We start from the raw sequence: 17,411 nt of genomic DNA, 5'->3' as shown, positions 1-17,411 counted from the left end.
GCCCGTCCCCGGGAACGGCACCCGCCCGTCGGCGATGCCCGGATCCCGCGGACCGCCCGTGGAGAACCCATGTCCTCTCGTCGTGCCACGTTCTGGCGTGCGCTCCTCGCGCTCGCCGTCGTCGGCGTCTCGTTCTACGTCGCCCTGACCACACCCGCCCGCCTCGGCCTCGACCTGCGCGGCGGGACCCGCATCGTCCTGGAGACCCAGGACGCACCCGGCGTGCGCGCCGACGCCGCCGCCACCGACCGGGCGCTGGAGGTGCTGCGCCGCCGGGTCGACGGCCTCGGCGTGGCCGAACCCTCGCTCGCCCGCTCCGGAGAGCGCCGAATCGTCGTCGAACTTCCCGGAGTCCAGGACCCGCGCAAGGCCGCCGAGGTCATCGGCCGCACCGCACAGCTCACCTTCCACGCCGTCACCGGCGCCACCGCAGCCGCCGACGGACCGGTCGGGTCCCCGGCGGCGGACGGCTCGCGGGCCCTCGCCGATCCCGACGTACCCGGCAGGCAGCTGCTCCTGGGCCCGCCGGCCCTGACGGGCGACGGGGTCAAGAGCGCCCGGGCGGTGCTCGACACCCGGTCGGGCAGCGGCTGGGGCATCGACCTCTCCTTCCGCGGGGCGGCCGCCGACACCTGGGCGCGCCTCACCGGAGACGCGGCCTGCGCCGGGCCGTCGGACCCCGCCCGGCGGGTGGCGATCGTGCTCGACGACCGGATCGTGTCCGCGCCGGGCATGCAGGACAGCGTGCCCTGCGGCCGGGGGATCGCCGGCGGTTCGGCACAGATCACCGGCGCGTTCTCGGCCGACGAGGCCCGTGATCTCGCGGCGCTGGTGGAGGGCGGCGCCCTGCCCGTGCCGGTGAAGGCGATCGAGCAGAGCACCGTCGGCCCCTCGCTCGGCGCCGAGGCGATCCGGGCCAGCGCTCTGGCCGCGGGCATCGGCCTGCTGTGCACCGCGATCTTCATCATTGCCGTCTACCGGCTGCTCGGCGTACTCGCCACCATCGCGCTCGCCCTCTACGGCCTGATCTCGTACGCCGCCGTGGTCGCGCTCGGCGCGACCCTCACGTTGCCGGGACTGGCCGGCTTCGTGCTGGCGGTCGGCATCGCGGTGGACGCCAACGTGCTCGTCTTCGAAAGGGCCAGGGAGGAGTACGCCAGGCTCGGCGCCCAGTCCCGTGGACAGAAGCGCGGACCGGAACGCGGACCGGAACGCGACCTGCGGCGCTCGCTGCACACCGGGTTCGCGAAGGCGTGGAGTGCCGTGGCCGACTCGAACGTGACGACGCTCCTGGCCGCCGGGCTGCTCTTCGTCTTCGCGATCGGGCCGGTCAAGGGCTTCGGAGTGACGCTCTCGATCGGCGTGCTGGCCTCCATGGTCTCGGCCATGCTGATCACCCGGCTGCTCGCCGAATGGGCGGTACGGCGGCCCTTCGTCGCCCGGCGGCCGGCCCTGACGGGACTGGCGACCGTCGGCCGGCTGCGGGTGCGCCTGACCCGGCGACCGCCGCGGCTGATGCGCCACCGGCGGCGGTGGCTCGGAGTCTGCGCCGGGCTCCTGCTGCTGGTCCTGAGCGGCATCGGCGTGCGCGGCCTGGAGTTCGGGGTCGAGTTCACCGGCGGGCGGGTGGCGCAGTACACCGCCGCGAAGCACATCGACGCGGACGCCGCCCGTGCGGCGGTGATCGACGCCGGGTTCCCACAGGCGGTGGTGCAGACCACGGGCGACACGGGCGTGTCCGTCCGTACCAAGGAGACCGGCGACGACCAGCAGCAGCGGATCCGGGAGGCACTGACCGCCGTCACCGGGGAGGTGTCGGTGGAACGCGACGACCTGGTCGGGCCGAGTCTGGGCAGCGAACTGCGCACCTACGCCGTGATCGCGCTCGGGGTGGCGGTCGCGGCCCAACTCCTCTACCTCACGGTCCGGTTCCGCTGGACGTACGCGGCCGCGGCGGTGACGGCGATGATGCAGGACGTGCTGCTCGTCGTCGGCCTCTTCGCCTGGCTGGGCAAGCCCGTGGACAGTGTCTTCCTCGCCGCGCTGCTCACCGTGGTCGGGTACTCGGTCAACGACACGGTCGTGGTCCTGGACCGGCTGCGTGAACTGCGCCGCGGCGGCAGGTCGTCGAGCTGGCCGGAGCTCGCGGACCGCGCGGTGGCGCAGACGCTGCCGCGTACGGTGAACACCGGAATGGGCGCGCTGTTCGTCCTCGTGGCCCTGGCGGTCCTCGGTGGGGACTCGCTGACCGACTTCTCCGTGGCGCTGCTGGCGGGGGTGGTGGTGGGCACCGCGTCGACGGTGTTCACCGCGATGCCGGTGACCGTGCTGCTCCAGGAGCGGTACCCCGACCGGCCGCAGGACCCGGCTCGGCCGAGTGCCGGCCGAGCCGCGCCCGCACGCGAACGCAACGGGGCCGTCGTCTGAGCCGCGGTAACGGCCCGTCCTGACCGGCCGATCCTGACCGCCCGTTCGCGCGGCGGTCGACCACGGAGACTCCCGGGCCCCGGCGCACCGCACCCTGGCCGAAGCCGGTCACTGGTCGCTGCCCGGAGTCGGGGGTTTGTCCCGCCGGATCGGGGTGAGAAGGGGGTGGGGCGGTCAGGACAGGGCCCGGACGGCGAGAATCCCCCCTCCCGCCGTCCGGGCCCGCACCGTTCCGGCGGTCCGGGCTCGTCCGGCAGTGCGACCCACGGGCGGGTCGGCCCCTCGCGGGGTCGGCCCGCCGGTCCGTTTCCCGGTGGACACGGTGGACACGGTCGGCGACGTGGTCCTCGGATCCCGTGGCACCCCGCCCCCTCCCGGGCACCCGGGAGCGTCGCCGCTGGTCGCACGTCCACCCGCGTACGCGGTTGTCGGTGGCGCGGGCTAGGTTCGTGATCATCAACCGGACCGAGTGGGGGCGCCGTGACCGACCGCGCAGACGAGACGATCAGCTGGGACGAGGTGCGCGCCCTCGTGGCTGCCCGGTTCCCGCACGGGGTGATCGACCGGCTCGGCCCGGTCCCCGCCGCCGAACTGCGTCACCTGCGGGCGCCGTTGCGCAAGCTCCGCACCGAGCTGGTGCGCGAGCTCACGGCGGGCGACCCCGGCCGGTACCGTGCCGCCTACGACCAGCTCGCCGCCCTGCAGTTCGCCGGGATCCTGTCCGCCGCGACCCCGACCGAGGCCCTGGACTGGCTGACCTCCCGGCGCCTGCTCGACGTCTCCTGGCCGCTGCCCGGCGGAGGCGCCACCAGCCCCGACCACCACGTCGTCCTGAGGGCGCTGCTCGTGCCGCACCGTGACGCGGCGTTCCACCGTGAACTCGCCGTGCGGCTCGCCGAATGGCTGCCCGCGCGAGGCGACGCCAACCGCTGGCTCATCGCCCACGGCCTCGCCGTCTGGTCCGGCGCCGAGGTCCCCACCACCGACGGCTACGTGATCGGCTGGCTGCGCGAGGGCGGCCTGATGCACTACCACCACCGCGAGATCGGTGAGTGGTTCGCCGACCAGGGCCTGCGCGAGCCGGTGCCGCACCACGACTCGCTGCTCTCCTGGCTGCGTGCGCAGCCCCGGATCGGCGAGTTCGTCCGTCGGCTCTTCGAAGTCCCCGACGTCGGGACCGAGTTCACCGACCGGTACGCCGCCGGCCACGGCCCGCAGAACCAGTGGCCGACGGCGCTCACCGCACTCGCGGGCGAGGGCCTGTTCGACCGCGCCGAGTTGATCGACCTGTGCCTCGGTCTGCTGCTGCGCGGTGACCGACCCGGCAACCTGCGCGGATTCCTCCAGCTCCACACGGCACTGGCCCTCGACGCGGAGGAGATCCTCGCCCGGGCCCGTGACCACGTCCAGCTGGCCGTCGACGGTGCGCCGGGTGCGGCGAAGGCCGCCCAGAAGGCACTCGGCTCCGTGAACGCGCGGCTGCCGGGCGACCTGCTCGCCGAACTCACGGCCGGGGTCCTGGCCCGACCGGAAAAGGCCCTCGCGACCGCCCAGTTGGGTCAGGTCGAGGCCGCGCTGCGCCGTGACCCGGCCGCGGCCGAGGACCTGCTGCCCGCCGCCGTCACCGCCTTCACCCACCCGGCGCCCGCGATCCAGGAGCAGGCCCTGCGCCTGGTCGCGCGCTACCTGCCGCACGTCACGCCCGCCACCGCCGAAGCCGTGCGCGCCGCCGCCGACGGCCTGGGCCCCGCCCTTCAGCGCGACGCCCGCAGTCTGCTGGCCCTCACGGCCCCGAGCGCCGGGCCGAGCGAGGACATGCCCGTCGTGGCGGCGTACGGGGGTCCCGCCCAGCTGCCGGTCCCACCCGCCGACCCCCTGGAAGCCGCCGAGCGGCTGAGTGCCGTGATGGCCGCCCGCCTGCCCGACCCCGGGGAGTTCGAGACGGTGTTCGCCGCCCTCGTCGCGGAGCACCACCGTGACGAGGCCGCCCTTCGCGACGCGCTCGCCCCCCTCGCCGAACGGCGGGACCGGGACCCGAACCGGCTGTTGGGCATCCGCAGCATCGAGGCAGCGCTCGGTTGCCTGCTCGACGCCCTGACCGGCCGTGCGAACGAGTCGGACCGGCACACCGCCACCCTGCTGGGCCTGCCCGCCTACGTCAGGACTCCGGCCGTGGCGCCCGCGTTGCGCATTCACGAGGCGGCGCGCCGGATCACCACCGCGCCGGTGCCGTTCCTGCTCGCGACGCCCACAGCGGGCGACGGCACGATCGACGGGGCCGTGCTGGTGGAGCGGCTCACGGCGTACCGGAACGCCGGTGCCCGGCCCTGGCCCGAGGACGTGGCCCAAGCGCTGCTCCGGGTGGCCCCGCACGCGCTGGCGGCGGTCCGTACCGCCGCCGGCGGGCTCGGCTTCGATCTGCCCGCAGACCCGGCGCCGCCCGCACCGCAGCGGTTCCACGTCCAGTCCCCGTTCCAGCCCGAACCGGTCGGCCCGCACGGTCGGCGCCCGCCCACCCTCCCGCGCATCGCACCGTTGCCCGTCGACGGCGCCGTCGTGGCGGACGCCGACGCCCTCGCCCACACCGACGACGCGGCGGTGCCCGAGGGTGTCACCGACCTCCTCCAGGCCGTCCCGGACCCCACCGAGCACGCCCGGTTCGTGGGCGTGCCGTCGCTCTCGTCGACCGAGCTCCTCCACCTGGCCTGGCTGGCACCCTGGCACCCGGAGGCCGTCGCCGCGCACGGCCTGCCCTCCGTGGCGTTCCGCGCGGACCCGTCCGCTCCGCGGGGAGCCGACCCCCTGTTGCCCCGGTTCGCCGAGGCCCCGGGCGAGTTCGGACCGGTGAGTCACCTCCTGCTCGCCTACGGGCTGACCGCCACCCGTGCGGAGAGCCGCACCGCCGCGCTGGACTTCCTGCTGACGGCCACCGCACGCGGTCGGCTCCGGCCGGAGGTGCTCGGCGAATGGCTCGCGGCGCTCTGGCGACTGTCCGTGGTGAAGCCGAACCGGATCCTGCCGGTCCTGGCCGATGCCGCGCGCAGCGGCGCGGGTCCGGCGGTGTGGGCGACGCTCGCGGCCGTGATCACCGAGGCCGCCGACGAACCCGGGCGGCGCGCGCTGGCCGACGTCCTCGCCCTCGCCGCCGAGTGCGCGGCGGCCGAAGGCATCCGCACGACCCTCCCGGCCCTCGACATCCTGGCCGGATCCGCCGCACCCGGTCGCGTCCGAACGGAGGCGGCCCGCCTGGCCAAGATTCTTACGACGTGACCACAGCGGAGGCGCGCTACGGCGAGGGACCGGGGGAGCCGCCGCTCCGCCCGCCGCCCCGGCTGCGGTGCGGACGGCGGCCCTGCGCCGGGAGCCGCCGTCCGGGCCTGGCCTCATCGTCCGGTTGCCCTTCGTGGCCGGTCGGGCCTGCAGACCCGCGCGGAACTCCGCTTCGCCGGAAGGGTGATCGCGCCCGGTAGAGGCAGGAGCCGGGTGACGCCGTGGTGGGCGCCGCCGGTCAGGAATGACCGGCGGCACACCCGCGCCCGTCGGAGGACGGAGCGCTTCGGCGTCCGCATGGCCGTCTCGCAGGCACTGTCGCCCGGCGGCGGGGCAGGGGCGCCCTCACCTTCTTTGCCTCCCCTTGACGGAGATGCTCCGGATCCACCAGGGTGTGGGCAACTCCCTCGCACCGCCGCCCCATTGGCACTCCCCATCCGGAGACGGCATGCGCGCATCCACCGGCCCGACCCGCCGCACCGGCCGCGTCGGCCTGTTCCTCGGCCTCGCGGCCGCACTCGCCCTCGGCGGCTCCACCCTCGCGCCGGCCGCCTCGGCGGCGTCGCCCCTGCCGAACGTCGAGCTGATCGTCAACGGGCGTTTCGACTCCTACCCGTGGATCTGGGACTGCGAGGCGAGCGCCTCGCGGAGCACCGTCCCGCACCAGCACCACATCACCGGCCGGCCGACCGCCACCAGCTACGCGGGCTGCACCCAGAAGGTCCGGGTCCAGCCCGATTCCCGGTACACCCTGAACGCCTCGGTGCGCGGATCGTACGCTTTCGTGGGCGCCTCCGGCGCGGGTGGCGAGAGCGCCGCCACCTGGTCGAACGAGAGCGAGTGGAACACCCTGACGGTAGAGGTCGCCACCGGTCCTGACACCACCGAGCTGACGGTCTACTTCCACGGCTGGTACGAGCAGGCCCCCTTCAGCGTGCGCGGGGTGTCCTTCGTCGGCCCCGGCATCCCCCCGAGCCCGTGCGGCGAGCCGGACCCGCAGACGGCGAGCCCCGGCCCGGGGTCTCCCTCGCCCAGCCCCAGCTGCTCGCGCACCTACATTCCCTGACCGCCCGAGGGCTCCCGCTCCCGCACCGTCCGGACACCCCCACATCGGAGACGCCATGCGTTCGTCCAGTCGCAACCGTAGCCGTAGCCGCAGTCGCCACGCCCATGGCGGAAGCCCGATCGGCGCCGCCCTCGGCGCCCTCGTCCTCGCCGGGGCGGCGGCCTTCGCCGCCGGCAGCTCCGCGTCCGCCCAGCCGGCACCCCTGGAGTGGATCAGGAACGGCGACTTCGGGAGCCCCCTGCCCCACGGGTGGTCCTGCGACGGCGACGTCGTCCAACTCGCCCGGGGCGTCGAGGGCCGGCCCGGCAGCCACGACTACGCCGGCTGCTTCCAGAAGGTCGCCGTCGTGGCCGGTACCAGCTACGACTTCTCCGCGTACGTGTCCGGCGCGTACGCCTTCGTGCGCATCACCGGCACCGGTACGGGCACGGGCGAGGTCCAGCTCTGGGCCGACGGGGCGGCGGACTGGACCGGTCTGCGGGCCAAGGTCGCCATCGGGAACTCCCACGAAGTGACCGTCCACTTCCACGGCTGGTACGGGCAGGGGCCGTACCGGATCAGCCGCGTCTCACTGATCGGGCCGATGTACCCGGACCCGTGCGCCACCGCCACACCCGGCCCGTCCGGAACTCCCACCTGTATGCCGCGGCCGGTGGCACCCTCGGGAGGGCCGGAGGCCCCCACGGGTGCCTGAGCGGCAGCGGGACACGGGCCCAGGCTCCGGCGTAGTCGGCTGACGCCCGGTAGGTGGTGATCTGTTGGCTGGTGGACCGGCGCACCGGGATCCCGTGGGAGACCGGTCGCCCGCCCGCGCTGCCGCGCCTTTTCGGCACGGCCCGGTCAGACAGCGGAAAGGTGCAGCTTGAACGGCGAACCGTTGGAGCTGGGCGTCCAGCCGTTCGACCGCGCGGCCCGAATACCTGCGGCGACTTCGCGCGGCAGGACCACCTCGGACGGCAGCATGTTCGGTTCGAGCACGGCCGGCCGACCGGTCTCCACGACGAGCGTCGTTCCGGGACAGGCCGCGTCCTCCACCATGTAACCCAAGGTGATGCCGTCGTAGTCGCAGCACGGCTTCCTGCTCACTCGCCAGCGGTACTCGACGCCGTCGACGACGATGCGGCGGGAACCCTTCTTCGCCAGTGCCACTCTTTGCCCTTCGGCCTTCGACTGCTCGTACACGTCTGTCGCCAGTCTCCCTGGACAGCACCCGCATGTCACCGGGTTCGGCCCGGAACCGGTCACGCGGGGCGTCGCCGTCGACGCGGGTCGACAGTCGGCGGACCGCCACCTCCGGACGCACTTCGGAGGCCGGCGGCGCGAACACGCGGGAAAGCACCCGACACCACACGTGGGTGGTACCCGATATGCTTCCCCACCTGGGAGGTGACTCCGACCGGGGTGGAAGCAAGGGCCTCGACAATTCTTCTTCTTGCTGGTCGTGGGCACTTTGCGTCGTACCTGACCGCCTGTCGGACACCGCACTTCATGACGTGACGATGGGTGAACGCGATGCCTCTTGAAGGTGAGTACGAGCCGGGTCCGGTGCAGTGGGTGCGCGATCAGGTCGAGTTGTACGAGAGTTCGGACGGCAGGCAGGGAGCGACGCTCTGGGACACGGGCCTGCCCGTCGTCATTCTCACGACGCGCGGCGCGAAGAGCGGCAAGATCCGCAAGACCCCGTTGATGCGCGTGGAGCACGAGGGGCGGTACGCGGCCGTGGCCTCGAACGGCGGCTTCCCGCGCCACCCGGTCTGGTACTTCAACGTCAAGTCCGACCCGCACGTCGAGCTCCAGGACGGCGCCGTACGACGGGACATGACGGTCCGTGAGGTCACCGGCGACGAGAAGGCCGAGTGGTGGGATCGCGCGGTCGCCGCGTACCCGCCGTACGCCGACTATCAGAGAAAGACCGACCGGGTGATCCCCGTCTTCGTACTGGAGCCCCTGGTCGGTTGAGGCTCTGATGCTTCGTCACCTGGGAGGTGCCTCCGGGGTTCGCAGGGTGGCAGAGAGTGACTCCCAGGACTTCGCAACGTGTTCAGCTATCGGATACCATTTGGTCGCGGGGATGGCAGATGGGCCCGCGAGCGTCTTCCTTGTCAGGGCAAACCCCTCATAAAGGAAGAAACATGACGATACGTCTGGCCGCTCGCGCTTCCACGCTCGTGCTCTGCACAGCCCTCGCGGTCTCCGTCGCCCTCCCGGCGCAGGCCTCCTCGATCAGCAGCATCCGGCCCAAGGCCGAGACCGCGCCGCTGTACGACGACGAGGCCGGCGGCGACGCCAACGCGGACGACCCGGCGATCTGGCGCAACAACGCAGACCCGGGCCGCAGCCTGGTCGTCGCCACCGCCAAGCAGGGCGGCCTGCGGGTCTACGACCTGGACGCCCGTCAGGTGCAGTCGATCCCCGCCCCCGCCGGTCCGGGCGCCGACGACGCCCCCGGCCGCTTCAACAACGTCGACCTGGTGCAGGGCCTGCGCCTGGCCGGCAGCCGCGCCGACGTCGCGGTGGTCAGCGACCGCGGCAACGACCGGCTGCGGATCTACCGCATCGACCGGGACAAGCCCGGTGGCCCGCTCACCGACGTCACCGACCCCGCCGTACGCCCGGTCTTCTCCACCGACCAGGCCGAGATCAACGACCAGAAGACCGCCTACGGCCTGGCCACCTGGTCGGACCGCAACACCGGCCGCTCCTACGCGGTGGTCAGCCAGCGCAACCGCACCCGCCTCGCCCTGCTGGAGCTGATCGCCACCCCGAACGGCACGGTGGACTACCGCCAGGTGCGCACCATCGACCTGCCGTCCTCCTTCCGTCTGCCGAACGGCACCTCCTGGACGCCCTGTGCCGAGCCGGGCGAACTGCCCCAGGTCGAGGGCATGGTCGTCGACCCCGCGGACGGCACCCTGTACGCGGGGCAGGAGGACGTCGGCATCTGGCGCATCGACGCGGGCCTCACCGGCACGCCGACGCTGATCGACAAGGTGCGCGAGTACGGCGTGCCCGGCACGTACGACGAGGAGACCGAGGAGTGCACGCCGGGCGCCGACCCGGGCTACGGCGGCAAGCGCCTGACGGCTGACGTCGAGGGGCTCACCCTGATCACCGAGCCGGACGGCGACGGCTATCTCCTCGCCTCCAGCCAGGGCGACAACACCTTCGTCGCCTACGACCGTGAGCGTGACGACGACAACGAGTTCGAGGGCGCCTTCCGCATCACTGCGGCCTCCACCACCCTCGACGGCTCCGAGGTCTGCGACGGCGCCGCCGCCCTCAACGCACCTCTCGGCGCGCGCTACCCCCACGGCCTGCTGGTCGTCCAGGACGGCCAGGAGACCCCTGCCGACGGCGACCGTGAGGCGACCGGCTTCAAGTTCGTCGACCTCGGCAAGGTCCTCGACGCCATCGACTGACCCGTCGCGGCGGGTACACGGTGTCCCCACCGTGCGCCCGCCGCACCTCCGGCCCTCCTGCCCGGGCCCGGCGGCTGCCCACCCCCGGCCGCGCCTGCGTGAGCCGGGCGGGTGGGCCGGTCCGTGGCGGCGCCGGGCGGTGAGTGGTCAGCGGTGCCGGCGGGCGGAGGCGCGCAGGTGGGCGATGCCGGAGTCGAGGGCCGCCTCAAGGTGGGCGGAGCTGCCCGTGGTCATGAGGATCAGCACGCCGCCCTGAATGCCGGCGAGCAGAGCCGCTGCCTCCCGGTCGGCGTCCAGTCCAGGTGCGATTCCACCGCGGGACTGCATGTGGCGGATGCCGTTGGCGAGCTGGTGCTGCCACCGGTCGAGCAGTTCGCCGGCTACGACCCTGGCGGCGTCCGTGGTGCCGCCGAGCTGCGCCAGTGCGGTGTGGAGGGGGCAGTCACTGCCCCGGCCGCGGTAGCGGGCGAGGACCTTGTCGCGCCACTCGTCCCAGGCGGTCCAGGAGGTGAGGGAGCCGAGTTCGGGCTGCTGGTCGGTGATGACCTGGTCCGCCTCGTGGCGCGCCACGGCGAGGAGCAGGTCGTCCTTCCCGCCGGGGAAGTAGTGGAAGAGCTGGCTCTTGCTGGTCGCGGTACGGGCCATGACGTCCTCCAACCGCACCGCGAACACTCCCTGTTCGCGGATCTGCTCGGCCGCGCCGTCGACGATGCGCTGCCTGGTCGCGGCGCCCTTGCGGGTCAGTGTCATGGATCCTCCCGGGGCGGGCTGGTGTGTTCCGTCGAAGCGGGCCGGCGGCGGCGCGGGCACAGGGCGCAGGGCGCGGGCCGGAGCGGGTGGCGGGCGGTCAGGGCAGGAGCAGGAGCTTGCCGGTGGTGCGGCGGGACTCTATGTCCGCGTGGGCGCGGGCGGCGTCCGCGAGCGGGTAGCGGCCGGTGATCCGGGGGGTGAGCCGCCCGTCCAGGACCAGGTCGAACACCTCGCCGGTGCGCCGCACCAGGGCCTCGCGCGTGGCGACGTGGTGGTGCACGACAGGGTAGGTGAGCAGGATGCTGTCGGGCAGGTCGGTGGGCCGCAGTGTCGGGACGCCCATGAAGGGGCCGTAGTAGGCGTGCACGCCGTGCGGGCGCAGGGCCGCCTGGGAGGAGTGGAACGTTCCCGCGCCGCCGCCGTCGTAGACGACGTCCGCGCCGCGCCCGCCGGTGAGCTCCCTGATCCGGTCCTCGAATCCGGCGCCGGAGTGGACGAGGACGTGGTCGGCGCCGGCCTCCTCGGCGGCGGGTACCTTCTCCTCCCGGGAGACCAGACCGATCACCCGGCCGCCACGGGACTTGATCATCTGCGTGAGCAGCAGGCCGACGCCGCCCGCCGCGGCGTGCACCACGGCGGTGTCGTCGGCGCCGATGGGGTAGGTCTCGGTGCTCAGGTGGCTGGCCGTGAGGCCCTGCATCATCACGGCGGCGGCGATCTCGTCGTCGATGCCGTCGGGCACCTTGACGAGCGAGTCCGCGGGTACGGCGAGCAGCTCGGCGTAGCTGCCGGGGTGGTAGAACCAGGCCACCCGGTCACCGACGGCCAGGTCCCGCACCCCGTCGCCGAGGGCGGTGACGTAGCCCATTCCCTCGGCGCCGAGGACGGCGGGGGCCGCCCAGCCGGGGCCGCCCCCGGCCCGGGCGCCGACGTCCATGTAGTTCACGCCGGCGGCACCGAGTCGGACCAGTGCCTCGCCGGGGCCGGGCACCGGGTCCGGCAGTTCGGTCCAGCGCATGACCTCGGGGCCGCCGTGTTCCTCGATACGGATCGCGTGCATGGGATGACACCTTCCAGTGCGGGTTCGTCGCGGTGGATCGATCAGCACGTTAGGCGGCAGAAAATGGACCGGCAAGTCCAAAGATGCTGATCAGAGGGCGAGTTGATTGTCGGCCGATGTCGTGCCACAGTCCGGTGGAAGCCCGCCGGTGAGTGGGCACGACGTCGGTCGGAGACCCCGGGCAGGGGCCGGACCTCCGGGTCCGTCTCCGCGTCCTCCCGGCCGCGTCCGCGATCTTGGTCCGGCATACTGGACGCGGCCCGGGTGCTCACGGCCGCGCGGACGATGCTCCTCGACGGAGATCCGTTCCGGCGCACGAGCGGCGGGGTCGGTCCTGGGGAGGGGCGGTCATGGGGGATGGGTATGTGCCCGGCGCGCCCGGCGTCGGGGATCCGCTGGTCGGCCGGGACGCCGACCTGCGACGGGTGCGAGAGCGGCTGCGCCTCGGGGCGGGCGGTGGTGCGCTGCTGCTGGCCGGGGAGGCCGGTGTGGGGAAGAGCGCCGTGCTGGACGCGCTGGCCGGCTCCGCGGGTGCGGACGGTGTCGCGGTGCTCAGGGCGGCGGGCCTGGAATTCGAGGCCGACTGCGGCTACTCGTGCCTCAACCAGCTCCTCTTCCCGGCCCTGGGTGCACTGGAGGACCTGGACGCGGACCTGCGCCGCGCGCTGCGCGTGGCGCTCGGCTTCGAGAACGGGGATCCGCCGGACCAGCTGCTCGTCTCCAACGCCGTGGTGCGGCTCCTTCAGGCGGTGGCCGACGGGAGGCCGCTGCTGATCGTCGTCGACGACCTTCCCTGGGTCGACCGTGCCAGTGCCGCGGTGCTCGGCTTCGTCGCCCGGCGGCTCAGTGGTCTGGGCGGTCTGGGCGTCAGCTTCGTGGCGGCGGCGCGCACCGGCGACGCGCACCCGCACGAGACCGGTGGCCTTCCCGCGTACGACCTCCCGCCCCTCGACGACGAGTCGGCGGCCCGGCTGCTCGGCAGCCGGTTCCCGGGGCTCGCCCGCGGTGCGCGTCGCCGACTGCTGGCCGAGGCGGGCGGCAATCCGTTGGCGCTCCTGGAACTGCCGGCCGCGCTGCGGCCCGCGGCTGCCGACTCGCCCGCCGTGCTGCCCCTCACCCGGCGACTGGAGACGCTGTTCGGTTCCCGGGTCGCAGGGCTGCCCGCCCCCTCCCGGAGCCTTCTCCTGCTCGCGGCCCTGGAAGGGACCGGCGACCTCGGCGTACTGCAGGCAGCCGCCCGCCGGGCCACAGCCGGGCACGGCCTGGAGCACCTCGCGCCGGTCGAGCGCGAGCGGCTGGTGCACATCGAGGAGGGCGGGCAGCGGCTGGGGTTCCGCCATCCGCTGATCCGCTCCGCGGTGGTCGGGCAGGCGCTGAGCGGTGAACGGCGCGCCGCGCACGCGGCGCTGGCCCACGTGCTGGCCGACCGGCCGGAGCGCCGAGCCTGGCACCTGGGCGAGGCCACCCTGGAGCCCGACGAGGAGGTCGCCGCGCTCCTGGAGCACGCCGCGGGCCTCACCCTGCGTCGCGGGGACGCCGCCGGGGCCATGCGGACGCTGATCCGCTCGGCCTCGCTCTCTCCCGAAGGGCCGAACCGCAGCCGTCGCCTCGCCGAGGCCGCCTACCTGGGAGCGGAGTCCACCGGAGCCCTCTCCAGCGCCCGACGTCTCCTGGACGACGCCCGCCAGGCCGCCCCGGAGGGCGAGGACTCCCTCCACTCCGCCACCGCCTCGGCCCTGCTCCTCCTCAACGGGAACGGCGACGTGGCCACGGCCCACCGGCTGCTGAGCGAGGCAATCGAGTCCGCGGCCGGCACCCACCGGTACCGCGCCGGCGACAAGGCGCTCGTCGACGCGCTGCACGTCCTGGCCGTGGTCTGCTTCTTCGGCGCCCGGCACGACCTGTGGCAGGTCTACTACCGGGCGGTGGGACGCCTCACCCCCCAGCCGCCCCCCATCCTGGCCGTCCTGGGGCGAACGTTCTCCGACCCCGCCCGCACCGGGGCTGCGGCGCACGGACAACTCGACGTCCTCGTGGCCTCCCTGGCCGGTGAGCCCGACCCGGTGCGGATCACCCGCGTCGGCACGGGCGCCCTCTACCTCGACCGCCTCGGCGAGGTCCGCGAACCGGCCTGGCAGGTGGTGCGGGCGGGACGCGAGGGCGGCCCGGCCAGGCGCTACATCTCCGCGCTCATCCACCTGTGCCTGGACGACTACCTCACCGGACTGTGGGACGAGGCCCTGGACCTCGCTGACGAGGGCCTGCAGGCGTGCGAGGAGCACGGATACAGCGCGTTCGCCTGGTACTTCCTCTACATCAGGTCCGTCGTCCTCGGCGCCCGGGGCCACGCGGACGAGAGTCTCGCGACGGCCGACGTCATCATCGGCTGGGCCACGGACCACGGTGCGCCCTGCGCCGCCCACTACGCCCACCACGCCGCCGCCGTCGCGGCCCTGGGCCGCGGGGACTTCACGCTCGCCTACGACCACGCCGACGCGGTGAGCCCGGCCGGAACCCTGGCCTCGCACGCCCCCCACGCCCTGTGGGTGGCCGCCAACCTCGTGGAAGCCGCCGTCCGGATCAACCGGCGCGAGGAGGCCGCCGCACACGTCCGGGCCATGCGCGAGGCCGGCATCACCACCGTGTCCTCCCGACACGCCATGCTGACGGAGGCCTCGGCAGCCCTGTGCACCGACGACGACGAGCAGGCCCTGCGTCTCTTCGCCCTGGCGGTGGACACCCCCGGGGGCGACCGGTGGCGCTTCGACCACGCCCGGGTCCGACTCGCCTACGGCGAACGGATGCGCCGCGCCCGCACGACCTCCGAGTCCAGAACCCAGCTGCGCGCCGCGCTGGCGACCTTCGAGGAGCTGGGCGCGCGGCCGTGGGCCGAACGCGCGATGTACGAGCTTCGGGCGACGGGCTCCCGGAGGTCGAGGCCCGCGGCCCCGGGCATCCACGGACTGACCTCGCAGAAGCTGCAGATCGCCCGCCTCGCCGCGTCCGGACTCACCAACAAGCAGATCGCCGAGCGCCTCTTCCTCTCTCACCGGACCGTCGGAGCGCACCTGTACCAGATCTACGAGCGGCTCGGCATTACCTCACGCACCATGCTGCGCGACGCGCTCGACCCGACGGCTGAGCCGGCCGGTCGATCCCTCCCGGTCCGTTCATCGGGATGAGCGGGCCGTCCGCGGGCCCGGAGTGCGTCCCGCCGGTCCCGCCGGCCGCTCGCGGCGACGGTCGCATCCGCCGAACGGTCGGGGAAGCCGTCAGCCGCCCGGGCCCCGGCCTGGGTGGCCCGCACCCGGTCGATCGGGGCGGTGGGGCCTCACCGATGACGGCCCGGCTGCTTGCGGCGGCGGAGCAGGAAGGTGCCGACGACGACGGCGACGCTTCCCCCCACGAGCGCGATGTCCGTACTCGCCCCGGTGCTGGAGAGCTCGGGGGAGGAGGTCGCCGGGCCGGACTCGGTCGACGGCCCGGCGGGGGCCGCGGCCGCCGGAGCCGACGAGGCGGTGCCGGCCGGGGCCGCGGCGGCCGTGGTCCCGGTGGCCGTCGGGGTGGGGGGCGTGGACCTCACGGACGTGGTCGCGGCCGGTGCGGACGCGGTGGGTGTTGCTGCGGCGGGTGCCGACGCGGCGGGGCCGGACACGGGGGCGGCGGGGCTCGTGCGCGCGGCGCCGGAGGCCGGAGCCGACGCCGCCGGTGTCGTGGGGGCCACGGGGACCGCCGGGGTCGGTACCGCCGGGGCCGGGGCGCCCGCCGGCCCCGTGGTGATGACGATGTCGTCGACGAACAGCACGATGTCCGGTCCGCCGGTCGGGTGCTTCGGCTTCTCCGGCCGCCAGGCCGGACGGTAGACGCCGGTCCTGAAGTGCGGCGGCTCGCCGCGGTGGTAGTTGTTGTTCCCGCGATGGGCGCCGACCTGGACACCGTCCCGGGTGACGGTGATCGAGCCGGGCGTGGACGGGGTGGACCAGGTGATGTCCAGGGCCCAGCGATTCCAGTGCCCGAGCTGCACCGTGCCGAGCGGGATCACCGACTCGTACTCCTCGAAGGTGGCCAGGTCCTTGAGCCAGTGCACCTTGAGCCGCCACTCGCCGCCGTGGACCGCCAGCGCGACGACCGGCTTGACCCCTTCGCTGTCCGGCTGGGTGCTGAACCACTGGGCGACGATGATGTCGTCGTCGACCTGCTTCCACTCGTTCGGAAGGTAGTGGGAGAAGCCGAAGCGGTGAGTCCCCGCACTCAGGCCCTTGAGGGCGAGTTCGGAGCGGAACGAGTGGCCGTCGTCGGGCACGGTGAACCGCGCCGCGGTGCCGGCCCGCTCGGGCGCGGGAGCGGTGGTCACGGAGCCTTCGCCGTTGACGGCCCTGAACGGCCATTCCTTGGCGGCGATGCTCTCGAAGTCGTACGACCTGGAGTCGTCCGCGGCGGCCGGGGCGATGGTCGCGCCGAGGGTGAGGAGGGCAAGGGGCACGGCGCCGGCCAGCCGTCGGGCGTTGCGGGCGGTCGTCGGACTCGGGCGGAGCGGCATGCTGTTCCTTCGGGACGGTTGACGGTTCCTTGCCGCCGGCTGCGCTGCCGGTGTGTCGTTCCGGGGCGGTTCGTGAACGGTTCGGACCGCCGGGCGGGCGGTGGCCCGACGGACGGCGGCGGCCCGGGGCGGGTGGATGTGCCGCGTGTTCCACGGGTGTGCGCCGCGTCGCTGGGAAGGAGCCGGAAGCCGGCGCGGGAGCCCGTCGCGTTACGCAACCGTGATCAGGCCGGTCGGGGCCGGGACTGCCGTTGGCCTGCCCGGTGCCGCGCGGGCCGGCACCCTCGTCGGGACAGCCGGCGTCCCTGCCGGGTCACCGGCCGGTGGGTCGATCCCGGTCGGTTCCGCCGCGGACAGCGGTCCGCCGGCCCGCCGTCAAGCGCTGGACGTCCAGGCCGGCTCGCCGCAGCGCTCGCCTCGAGGATCCGGGCTCGCCTCCCCGGTGGTGGACCGGACGTCAGTCCCTCTCGCCGCTCGTCCGGGTGAGGTCGGCGCGGGTGGTGCGGAGTTTGGTGAGGACGCGGGCGACGTGGTTCTCGACGGTGCGGGTGGAGAGGAAGAGTGCGGCGGCGATGTCCTTGTTGGTGGCGCCGGTGGTGAGGAGGTCGCGGATCTGTTCTTCGCGGGGGGAGAGGCGGTCGCCGTAGCCGGCCCGGCCGCGGGGGTTGGAGGTCGCTTTGCCGAGTTCCCGTAGCGTGCGGTGGCAGCGGGCGGCGTCGGAGGTGGCGCCGAGGTGTTCGAAGGTGGCGATCGGTGCGGTGAGGCGGGCGGAGACGTCGTCGAGGTCGGTGCGGGTGCGGGCGGCGCGTTCGGTGGCGAGGGCGGCGGGGTAGGGGCGGCCGATGGCGGTCCATCGTGCGGCCGCGAGGTCGAAGGCGG

The 17,411-nt window shown here is 74.1% G+C and carries 12 protein-coding genes; 7 read left to right on the top strand and 5 right to left on the bottom strand.

Annotated elements, in window-relative coordinates; genetic code table 11:
- Positions 1–69 precede the first annotated feature (69 nt).
- The 4 genes from secD to ACFWOG_RS04710 all read left to right on the top strand — a co-directional run bounded on the left by secD (position 70) and on the right by ACFWOG_RS04710 (position 7,457).
- Positions 70–2,427 carry a protein translocase subunit SecD gene (gene secD, locus ACFWOG_RS04725; RefSeq protein ID WP_380354811.1) on the top strand — a complete coding sequence of 786 codons (2,358 nt, stop codon included), beginning with the start codon at positions 70–72 and terminating at the stop codon, positions 2,425–2,427.
- Between the two features lie 480 nt (positions 2,428–2,907).
- Positions 2,908–5,697 carry a hypothetical protein gene (locus ACFWOG_RS04720; RefSeq protein ID WP_380354808.1) on the top strand — a complete coding sequence of 930 codons (2,790 nt, stop codon included), beginning with the start codon at positions 2,908–2,910 and terminating at the stop codon, positions 5,695–5,697.
- Positions 5,698–6,145: 448 nt separating this feature from the next.
- Positions 6,146–6,763, top strand: a complete 618-nt coding sequence (locus ACFWOG_RS04715) for a hypothetical protein (RefSeq protein WP_380354806.1) — start codon at positions 6,146–6,148, stop codon at positions 6,761–6,763.
- 55 nt (positions 6,764–6,818) lie between these two features.
- On the top strand, positions 6,819–7,457 hold the full coding sequence (locus ACFWOG_RS04710) for a hypothetical protein (RefSeq protein ID WP_380354803.1): 639 nt from the start codon (positions 6,819–6,821) through the stop codon (positions 7,455–7,457).
- A gap of 146 nt (positions 7,458–7,603) precedes the next feature.
- On the opposite strand, the gene ACFWOG_RS04705 is transcribed toward ACFWOG_RS04710, so the two are convergent.
- Positions 7,604–7,945 (bottom strand): hypothetical protein, encoded by a 342-nt coding sequence (locus ACFWOG_RS04705; RefSeq protein ID WP_380354800.1) that lies wholly within the window; start codon positions 7,943–7,945, stop codon positions 7,604–7,606.
- A gap of 330 nt (positions 7,946–8,275) precedes the next feature.
- Between ACFWOG_RS04705 and ACFWOG_RS04700 the strand changes: the two genes are divergently transcribed.
- Entirely contained in the window at positions 8,276–8,722 is a 447-nt protein-coding gene (locus ACFWOG_RS04700; protein WP_380354797.1) for a nitroreductase family deazaflavin-dependent oxidoreductase, read from the top strand.
- Between the two features lie 173 nt (positions 8,723–8,895).
- Positions 8,896–10,182, top strand: a complete 1,287-nt coding sequence (locus ACFWOG_RS04695; protein ID WP_380354794.1) for a phytase — start codon at positions 8,896–8,898, stop codon at positions 10,180–10,182.
- A gap of 147 nt (positions 10,183–10,329) precedes the next feature.
- Here the strand turns inward: ACFWOG_RS04695 and ACFWOG_RS04690 are convergent, their stop codons facing one another.
- Both ACFWOG_RS04690 and ACFWOG_RS04685 read right to left on the bottom strand, forming a co-directional pair.
- A complete protein-coding gene (locus ACFWOG_RS04690) occupies positions 10,330–10,932 on the bottom strand; it encodes a TetR/AcrR family transcriptional regulator (RefSeq protein ID WP_380354791.1) in 603 nt (200 codons plus the stop codon).
- Between the two features lie 97 nt (positions 10,933–11,029).
- Positions 11,030–11,992 carry a quinone oxidoreductase family protein gene (locus ACFWOG_RS04685; protein ID WP_380354788.1) on the bottom strand — a complete coding sequence of 321 codons (963 nt, stop codon included), beginning with the start codon at positions 11,990–11,992 and terminating at the stop codon, positions 11,030–11,032.
- A 350-nt stretch (positions 11,993–12,342) separates the two neighbouring features.
- Between ACFWOG_RS04685 and ACFWOG_RS04680 the strand changes: the two genes are divergently transcribed.
- The gene (locus ACFWOG_RS04680; protein WP_380354785.1) at positions 12,343–15,174 is read left to right on the top strand and encodes an AAA family ATPase; all 2,832 of its coding nucleotides are present in this window, start codon (positions 12,343–12,345) and stop codon (positions 15,172–15,174) included.
- A 149-nt stretch (positions 15,175–15,323) separates the two neighbouring features.
- On the opposite strand, the gene ACFWOG_RS04675 is transcribed toward ACFWOG_RS04680, so the two are convergent.
- The gene (locus tag ACFWOG_RS04675; RefSeq protein WP_380354782.1) at positions 15,324–16,532 is read right to left on the bottom strand and encodes a polysaccharide lyase; all 1,209 of its coding nucleotides are present in this window, start codon (positions 16,530–16,532) and stop codon (positions 15,324–15,326) included.
- 457 nt (positions 16,533–16,989) lie between these two features.
- A partial coding sequence (locus tag ACFWOG_RS04670) for a response regulator transcription factor (RefSeq protein WP_380354780.1) occupies positions 16,990–17,411 on the bottom strand: 422 nt, incomplete at its 5' end.

This window comes from Kitasatospora sp. NPDC058406 (assembly GCF_042722765.1).
Lineage (GTDB): Bacteria > Actinomycetota > Actinomycetes > Streptomycetales > Streptomycetaceae > Kitasatospora.
Note: the sequence above shows the minus strand (reverse complement) of the source record. Positions and strands in the feature narration are given on the sequence as shown.

Excerpts from the sequence above, each read along its gene's own strand:
- secD (WP_380354811.1), top strand. The coding sequence starts at position 70 with ATGTCCTCTCGTCGTGCCACGTTCTGGCGTGCGCTCCTCGCGCTCGCC.
- ACFWOG_RS04715 (WP_380354806.1), top strand. The coding sequence starts at position 6,146 with ATGCGCGCATCCACCGGCCCGACCCGCCGCACCGGCCGCGTCGGCCTG.
- ACFWOG_RS04710 (WP_380354803.1), top strand. The coding sequence starts at position 6,819 with ATGCGTTCGTCCAGTCGCAACCGTAGCCGTAGCCGCAGTCGCCACGCC.
- ACFWOG_RS04700 (WP_380354797.1), top strand. The coding sequence starts at position 8,276 with ATGCCTCTTGAAGGTGAGTACGAGCCGGGTCCGGTGCAGTGGGTGCGC.
- ACFWOG_RS04695 (WP_380354794.1), top strand. The coding sequence starts at position 8,896 with ATGACGATACGTCTGGCCGCTCGCGCTTCCACGCTCGTGCTCTGCACA.
- ACFWOG_RS04690 (WP_380354791.1), bottom strand. The coding sequence starts at position 10,932 with ATGACACTGACCCGCAAGGGCGCCGCGACCAGGCAGCGCATCGTCGAC.
- ACFWOG_RS04685 (WP_380354788.1), bottom strand. The coding sequence starts at position 11,992 with ATGCACGCGATCCGTATCGAGGAACACGGCGGCCCCGAGGTCATGCGC.
- ACFWOG_RS04680 (WP_380354785.1), top strand. The coding sequence starts at position 12,343 with ATGGGGGATGGGTATGTGCCCGGCGCGCCCGGCGTCGGGGATCCGCTG.
- ACFWOG_RS04675 (WP_380354782.1), bottom strand. The coding sequence starts at position 16,532 with ATGCCGCTCCGCCCGAGTCCGACGACCGCCCGCAACGCCCGACGGCTG.